At 62.1% G+C, this 7,449-nt stretch carries 6 protein-coding genes and 1 tRNA gene; 6 read left to right on the top strand and 1 reads right to left on the bottom strand.

Going from position 1 to position 7,449, the window contains the following annotated elements; all coding sequences use genetic code 11:
* Window positions 1–144 precede the first annotated feature (144 nt).
* The 4 genes from menD (at window position 145) to QP981_RS10960 (ending at window position 4,473) form a co-directional block, all read left to right on the top strand.
* Entirely contained in the window at window positions 145–1,998 is a 1,854-nt protein-coding gene (menD, locus tag QP981_RS10945) for a 2-succinyl-5-enolpyruvyl-6-hydroxy-3-cyclohexene-1-carboxylic-acid synthase (protein WP_502869570.1), read from the top strand.
* A 67-nt stretch (window positions 1,999–2,065) separates the two neighbouring features.
* Window positions 2,066–2,557, top strand: a complete 492-nt coding sequence (locus QP981_RS10950) for a DUF3592 domain-containing protein (RefSeq protein ID WP_016422033.1) — start codon at window positions 2,066–2,068, stop codon at window positions 2,555–2,557.
* Between the two features lie 4 nt (window positions 2,558–2,561).
* Window positions 2,562–3,770 carry a glycosyltransferase family 4 protein gene (locus QP981_RS10955; RefSeq protein ID WP_284858013.1) on the top strand — a complete coding sequence of 403 codons (1,209 nt, stop codon included), beginning with the start codon at window positions 2,562–2,564 and terminating at the stop codon, window positions 3,768–3,770.
* A gap of 10 nt (window positions 3,771–3,780) precedes the next feature.
* A complete protein-coding gene (locus tag QP981_RS10960) occupies window positions 3,781–4,473 on the top strand; it encodes a demethylmenaquinone methyltransferase (RefSeq protein WP_284858012.1) in 693 nt (230 codons plus the stop codon).
* A gap of 51 nt (window positions 4,474–4,524) precedes the next feature.
* Here the strand turns inward: QP981_RS10960 and QP981_RS10965 are convergent, their stop codons facing one another.
* The gene (locus QP981_RS10965) at window positions 4,525–5,877 is read right to left on the bottom strand and encodes a geranylgeranyl reductase family protein (RefSeq protein WP_284858011.1); all 1,353 of its coding nucleotides are present in this window, start codon (window positions 5,875–5,877) and stop codon (window positions 4,525–4,527) included.
* Between the two features lie 118 nt (window positions 5,878–5,995).
* Here QP981_RS10965 and QP981_RS10970 point away from each other — a divergent pair, with 118 nt between their 5' ends.
* Both QP981_RS10970 and QP981_RS10975 read left to right on the top strand, forming a co-directional pair.
* Window positions 5,996–7,051 (top strand): polyprenyl synthetase family protein, encoded by a 1,056-nt coding sequence (locus QP981_RS10970; RefSeq protein WP_049172333.1) that lies wholly within the window; start codon window positions 5,996–5,998, stop codon window positions 7,049–7,051.
* Between the two features lie 180 nt (window positions 7,052–7,231).
* Window positions 7,232–7,313 (top strand) — tRNA-Tyr (locus QP981_RS10975).
* Window positions 7,314–7,449: the final 136 nt, after the last annotated feature.

Below are 7,449 nucleotides of genomic sequence, written 5' to 3' on the forward strand. Positions count from 1 at the left end.
GGTAGTGCTCGACGGGTTAACTCCCCGGGAGGTAATCTCTGGTGTTATCCATGATGCAATGACCGCCTGACCCTACCGCCCGAAAAACCGCTTCCAAACTGACATAAACCTAGTCAGTAACTTCCGGCAAGTAGCCTATTGAGTGTGAACGACAACCAGGACACCTCCCATACCCCGGACACCTCGGTGAACGACAACGCCTCGGCAACCGACGCCACGTCCCATACCCCCGCAGCCCCCACGGCCCCATCCGCAGTGGTAGCGGGCCTCATCGTCGATGAGCTGCTGCGTCTCGGCATGGTCGATGCCGTGGTGTGCCCGGGTTCCCGGTCCGCCCCACTCGCTCGCGCTCTGGTCCAGGCCGCTGACGCGGCGAAGGTTCGCCTCCACGTACGTATCGATGAACGCTCCGCCGCCTTCCTCGCCCTCGGCCTGGCCTCGCGCACCCGCAAGGTGACCCCGGTAATTACAACGTCCGGCACAGCAGTGGCGAACCTCGTGCCCGCCATGGTGGAAGCCACCGCGTCGGGCATTCCGATGTTGGCACTGACCGCCGACCGCCCCGCGCATTATCGCGGCACCGGCGCGAACCAGACCATCGTCCAGGACCGCCTGTTCGCTGATGCCTCCGTCGTCGAGTTCGATCTGGACGGCACCGCCCCGGTCACGAAGGCCACCGCCGCGCAGATCCGCGCTCGCATTGATCGCGTTGTCGCCGCCATGGCATCCGGCGCCGGCCACCTTAACGTCCGTTTTGTCGAACCGCTCGTGCCTGACGACGACTCCGTCGCCGACATCCCCGAGGGCCGCGCCGATGGCGGCCCCTGGACCACGATTGCGCCTACCAACAGCAACAACGTCGCCGCGGCCGCCATCGCAGCCAACTCGGCCACCGCAACCGGCCCGGCCAACGCGGCTAGCACAGCCACAATTGACATCAGCCGCCGCACACTCGTGATTGCGGGTTCGAATGCCCCGCACCTGCCGGCGCTGGAGGATTTGCCAACCATCGCTGAGCCGAATGCATATGCGCCGGCGCACCCGGTGCACCCGCTTGCGGCGGGCACTTTCGCGCAGATTCCGCCGGAGCAGATTGTGCTGGTCGGCAGGCCGACGCTGCACCGAGGTATCTCTAAGCTGCTGGCCAATCCGGATATCGAGCTGACCGTTGTCTCCGAAGCGGAAAACCACGGTTTTGGGGTGGAGTTCCCGGATGTGACGGCGAACGCAAGGGCCGTCGTAAAGCATGTGCAGACTTTGGGGGAGCAGGACCCGCAGTGGACGAAAATCTGTGAGGCCGCCAGCGAATTGGCGGTGAAGTCCGTGCGAGAGACGCTGACCGAGTCGATTGAAACGGAGGAACCGCTGACCGGATTTCATGTGGCGGCGGCTCTGACGGACAGCCTGCGCACGGGTGACAACGTGGTGCTGGGCGCGTCGAACCCGGTGCGCGATGCGTCGTACACGGGCCTGCCTTTCCCGGGCGTGAACACGTATGCGGGGCGAGGTGCCGCGGGTATCGACGGCACGGTGGCGACGGCAATCGGTATTGCGCTGGCATCCGACCGCGAACATGCCGACGAGATTCGCCCGCCGCGGACGATTGCGCTCATGGGTGACCTGACGTTCCAGCACGACTCTGCAGCGCTGGCGATTGGGCCGTTGGAGCCGAGGCCGGAAAACCTCACCATCGTGGTGGCCAATGATGCCGGTGGCGGTATTTTCGAGACGCTGGAGGCGGGCAGCCCGACCCTGCGGGGAAGCTTTGAGCGCATCTTCGGCACGCCGCAGGACGTGGACTTTGAGGGCATCTGCCAGGCTTACGGGGTCGAGCACGTGCGTGTTGACCGCCTCCCAGATCTGCTCGCGCAGTTGCACCCGGATACCGATGTCGACGGCATCCGCGTCATCGAGGTGGCGACCACACGTGCGACGCGTCGGCAGTTGCACCACAAGCTGGCATACAATGCGGAGATTGGGGTGCTGGACAAGCACTAGCCGGCCGGCAGCATCCAATCAGAGCTGGAAACAATCAGAGACAGAAAAATAGGAGGTCGCGACCGCCATGCAGTGGAAAACTGCCCTGGCCAATTGGCCGCGCTTCCTTCGTCAGGTACTGCTCTTTGTAATGATTTGCCTGTTGCTGTCGTGCCTGGCCATGGTGGTTGGCTGCTTCATTAATGACCGCAATATCGAGTCGAACATGGGGCAGTCCGTAGCCAACGTGCGCTCGGTCGAGCTCCTTCGCACCACGGTTGATTTCGTCGACGAGAATGGTGATTTTCAGTCGCCGCCAACCGGTTTGCTCTATCCCGTTGGTCTGGAAGAGGGGCAGCGCGTCCGCGTCGAATACGACCGCACTGATCCCAATGTCGTCCGCGTCGCCGGACGCACATGGACGTTGTCACTTCTCCCGGCGACCAGCATCGCTGTGGTTGCATTTCTCGTCGTCGCGCCGTTGTGGTGGTTGTCGTTGCGCGCAACCCGTCGTTTACAAAGAGATCCCCAAAAGGTAAACAGAGGGTCACTTTCGCTTTCCGACGAGATGGAAAACTAGCACCATGCGCGTTGCCATCATTGCTGAAAGCTTCTTGCCCAACATCAATGGAGTGACAAACTCCGTGCTGCGGGTGTTGGAACACTTACGCCGTGAAGGACACGAGGCGCTGGTGATTGCGCCGGGCGCTCGGGACTGGCAGGAAGAGGCAGAGTTCTACTGCGACTACCGCATTGAGCGTGTGCCCACTGTGATGGTGCCGTTGATTGATTCGCTACCGATTGGTGTGCCGAACCGTCGGGTAGCGTCGGCGCTGACGCAGTTTAAGCCGGATGTTGTCCACTTGGCTTCGCCATTTGTGCTCGGTGGTGCGGGCGCGCTGACTGCCAAGGCACTGGGCATCCCGGCTGTGGCCATCTATCAGACGGACGTTGCGGGTTTTGCCAAGAACTACAAGTTGGCGGGGCTCTCCACGGCCGCATGGTTGTGGACGCGCGTGATTCACAACTCCTGCGCCCGAACGCTGGCGCCGTCGTCGCCGACTATTGAGGACCTGCAGGATCACAAGATTCGTGATGTCTACCGCTGGGGCCGCGGTGTTGATGCGGTTCGCTTTACTCCGACAAAGCGTAGTGAAGAGCTCAGGAAGCAGTGGAGCCCGGAGGGCAAGCCGATTGTTGGTTATGTCGGCAGGCTCGCGGCGGAGAAGTCTGTGGAGCGGCTGGCAGCGCTGAACGGCCGCGATGATATCCAGGTGGTCATTGTCGGCAATGGCCCGGAGCTGCAGAAGCTGCAGAAGCAGATGCCGAATGCCGTCTTTACCGGACAGCTCACCGGCGATAAGTTGGCAGCGGCATTCGCCAGTCTGGACGTGTTCGTCCACACCGGTGACTTTGAAACCTTCTGCCAGGCGGTACAGGAAGCCCACGCCTCCGGTGTGCCGGCCATCGCTCCGAACGCAGGCGGCCCGCGCGACCTGATTACCAACGACGTCAACGGCTACCTGCTGGAACCCAAGACTTTCACCGGCGATCTGTCTGAGGCGGTCGACAAGCTACTGCTCGTCGACGATGAGCTGGCACGCAAGCAGCTGCGCAACCGCTGCCGCGACACCGTGACCGAGCGCACCTGGGAAGCACTGTGTGCAGACCTGGTTCGCCACTACGAGGAGGTTTCTGGGGTTTCCGCGGCCGAGACGTCAAGCAAGGTCGCAGCAGATGCGATTGATGCCTCCCATGCAGGTGCTGCTACGCGTCAGAAGTCGGTCGCGTAATCTAGACATCGTGTCTAGGGCTGATTTAACGAAAAATCCCAGCGAAGTCGCCTCGATGTTCGATGGCGTGGGGAAGAATTACGACATCACTAATACCGTGCTCACCGGTGGCATTGACCACTACTGGCGCGTGCGCACGGCAAAGCGCCTGAACCTGCAGCCTGGCCAGAAAGTCCTCGACCTGGCCGCCGGTACGGCTGTTTCATCAGTGGAGTTGGCAAAGTCTGGCGCATACGTCGTTGCCTGTGATTTCTCCCGAGGCATGCTCAAGGCCGGTGCACACCGCGATGTTCCCAAGGTCTGCGGTGACGGCATGAAGCTGCCATTCCCGGACAACACCTTCGACGCGGTGACCATCAGCTTCGGTCTGCGCAACATCGTGGACTACAAGGCGGGCCTCGCTGAGCTAGCTCGCGTGACCAAGCCCGGAGGCCAGCTAACAGTCTGCGAGTTCTCCACCCCCGTGATGCCGGTGTTCAGCACCTTCTACAAGGAATACCTGATGCGGGCACTGCCGCAGATCGCCAAGGTTGTCTCCTCGAACCCGGAGGCCTACGTGTACTTGGCGGAGTCGATTCGCGCCTGGCCAAACCAGCCGCAGCTTGCCCGCGACATCAATGCCTCTGGCTGGGAGGATGCCGGTTGGCAGAATCTCACCTTCGGTATCGCAGCGCTGCACTCGGCAACCAAGCCCGTGGAGTAGCTCGCTAGCTCGCAATCGGGCTGGGTCGCAGGGCCCGTCGTAAAGCGATTCCTACTGCCAGGGCTGGCGTCCGAAGCACTTATCGGAGGCCAGCGCTGCTCTCCCCGAAGCGCGCCAGAGTCGCGCCACTACGTCGCGGTCGTGTTCCGTGACCAGGTTGCCCATCAGGCGTGCGGCAACGCCCATGAGCTGGCCTCCCCACGGGGCGCCGATGGTCAACGGGCCGACCGTGGGAAGGAAGCTCGGGTACGTCAGCGTCAGCGCCAACTTGCGAGCCAGCGAGAAGCCGGTGCCGTAGTGCTCGCGAAGGAGGGCGGGCCAGGAGTGCGTCAGCCCATCGCGGCCCGCACCAATCGAGCTAATCAGCTCCACCGCCAGCCGCGCCGACTCCATGCCGTAGTCAATGCCCTCACCGTTGAGCGGGTTGACTAAGCACCCAGCATCACCGAGCAACGCCCAGTTGGGCCCCGCCACATTCGACACAGCACCGCCCATCGGCAGCAGCGCCGACGTCACGTGCTCCGGCTCGCTCATCTGCCACTGATCGCGCACCTGTCCGTGGTACTCACGCAGCAACTTCTTCACGTTCGTGCGCGCCGGGCGTGCCGACGTCGCCAGCGCCCCACACCCCACATTCGCCCGGCCCTCGCCCAGCGGGAAAATCCAGCCATAGCCCGGGTGCGTCTGCCCATCGGAGCTGCGCAGTTCCAGGTGCGAGTGAATCCAGTCATCCGCTACGTCTGCGCTGTCGAAGCTGACATACGACCGCGCGGCCACGCCAAAGACGCTGTCCCGATGCCACGCACGCCCCAGCTGCTTGCCGACGGTACTGCGGACCCCATCGGCCACGAGCAACCAACGGGCCGAGATGGTGTGTGGCTTGCCCTCGCGGTCGGAAAGCTCCACCGCGCGCACGCCGTGCCCTCGCGTGCCGCCAGTGTTCAGCGCTCCGAGAATTACCTTCCGCGCAGCGACCCCATCGAAGACCTGTGCACCGGCATCGGCGGCGGCATTGAGCAAGAAGGTGTCGAGCTCAACTCGCGGCATCGCGGATCCGACAGCGGGGAAAGTGCCGGAGGCATCATCTGGCCAAGGTGCGGTGATGGAGCCGCCGAAGCCGTGCAGCTTGAGTCCGCGGTTGCGGTTGTGGCGCAGGAGCTCGTCGTCAAGCCCTAGGCGACGTAGCTCAGCGATGGCGCGAGGAGTGAGCCCGTCGCCACAAGTTTTGTCGCGTGGGAAGCGCTGGGAGTCGACCACAGTGACCGAAAATCCGGCGCGGGCGGCGTGAATCGCGGCTGCGGAGCCAGTGGGACCAGCACCAACAATGAGCACGTCAGTGCTGCTGGGTAGAGCGACGGTGCCGTCGAACGTGGGGGAAACTCGCGAAATCGGGCTTGAGGTCATTGCCCCAGCGTATAACGACGTTGAAACAAATATGGGAACCGGTCTGCTAGCCACTATGCTCGTAAGGTAGTTTATTTAGCAGTTTCTTATCTTTTATCGTCAGTTAGGCAGGTCTCGAATGCGTACTGGAGACTACTCCGGGCTTAGTTCCGGAAGTGCTCAGGGCACTGGTGAGCACACCGCCACTAGTTCTCACTTCGTTGATGAGGCGCTGGAAGCAACAATCACCGAGGGAATGCGCAAGAGCGAGGACCTCCTGATTACCGAGCTGGGGCGCGGCGAGGACTTCCTAGTCGAGCGGGTTTCCCACCTAGCTCACGCTGGTGGTAAGCGCTTCCGCCCGATGTTTACCATGCTGGCCGCGCAGTTCGGGGAGAACCCGGAGAGCGATAAGGTCATCACCGCCGCGACGGTGCTGGAGCTGACGCACCTGGCGACGCTCTACCACGACGACGTCATGGATGAAGCGGATAAGCGCCGCGGCGTGCCCTCCGCAAACTCGCGCTGGGACAACACCGTCGCCATTCTGGCCGGTGACTACCTCTTCGCTGCTGCGTCCCGCCTGCTGGCAGAGCTCGGCTCCGAGAGCGTGGCTCACTTCGCTGAGACCTTCGGTGTTCTTGTCACAGGTCAGATGCGCGAGTGCCTCAACGACTTGGACCTGCCGATTGAAGAGCGCATCGAGCGCTACCTGAAGGTCATTGCCGAAAAGACCGGTGTGCTCATCGCATCGGCCGGTTATCTCGGCGCCTATCACGCCGGTGCGTCCGCCGAGATTTCCAACGCGCTGCGCCGCTATGGCGAACTAATCGGTATCGTTTTCCAGATTGTCGACGACATCATCGACATCTCCTCCAATACCGATCAGTCCGGCAAGACTCCGGGTACTGACTTGCGCGAGGGCGTCTTCACGCTGCCGGTGCTCTACGCGCTGCAGGAGGACACCCCAGCCGCTGACCGCCTCCGTGAGATTCTCGTCGGCCCAGTCTCCGACGACGCGCTTGTCGACGAGGCCCTCGAGCTCCTGGCTCAGACCAACGGTGTGGCTCGCGCGATGGAGAAGGTCAATGAACTGCTGGATGAGTCCGACCGCGTCATCGCTGACCTTCCTGACTGTGCGGCCAAGGAGGCCCTGCGTCACGTTGCTCGCTACACCGTGGAGCGCGTGGGGTAGTGGATTGAGCTCCATCGGCGAGATGGGCCTAGGGGCGAGCACTGCTCTGAGGTGAGCTCGGCTCTGGGTTGAGTTCTGCTGAGGGGTGAATCCGGGTAGGAAAATATCCTCTCGACCTGCCGATTTGTGTAAATGACAGAGTAGTGGGTAGCATTCCATTCGCACCGTTTAAGAGTGCACGCCAGATTGCCCGAGCGGCCAAAGGGAGCGGATTGTAAATCCGTCGGCATTGCCTTCGTTGGTTCGAATCCATCATCTGGCACAGTGAAATCACCGCGAGAACTTTCTCGCGGTGATTTTTTTGTTTGTAGGGGCCGTTGGTGGGTTAAGTAAAGAAAAGTGTGTCTTTTCCGGGCGTGTTGCGGTTATTTGATCCAGCCTTTTTGGATGCCGAGGTT

Origin of the sequence: Corynebacterium sp. MSK047, from assembly GCF_030232285.1 — a bacterium.
In the GTDB taxonomy this organism is placed as follows: Bacteria; Actinomycetota; Actinomycetes; order Mycobacteriales; family Mycobacteriaceae; genus Corynebacterium; species Corynebacterium jeikeium_D.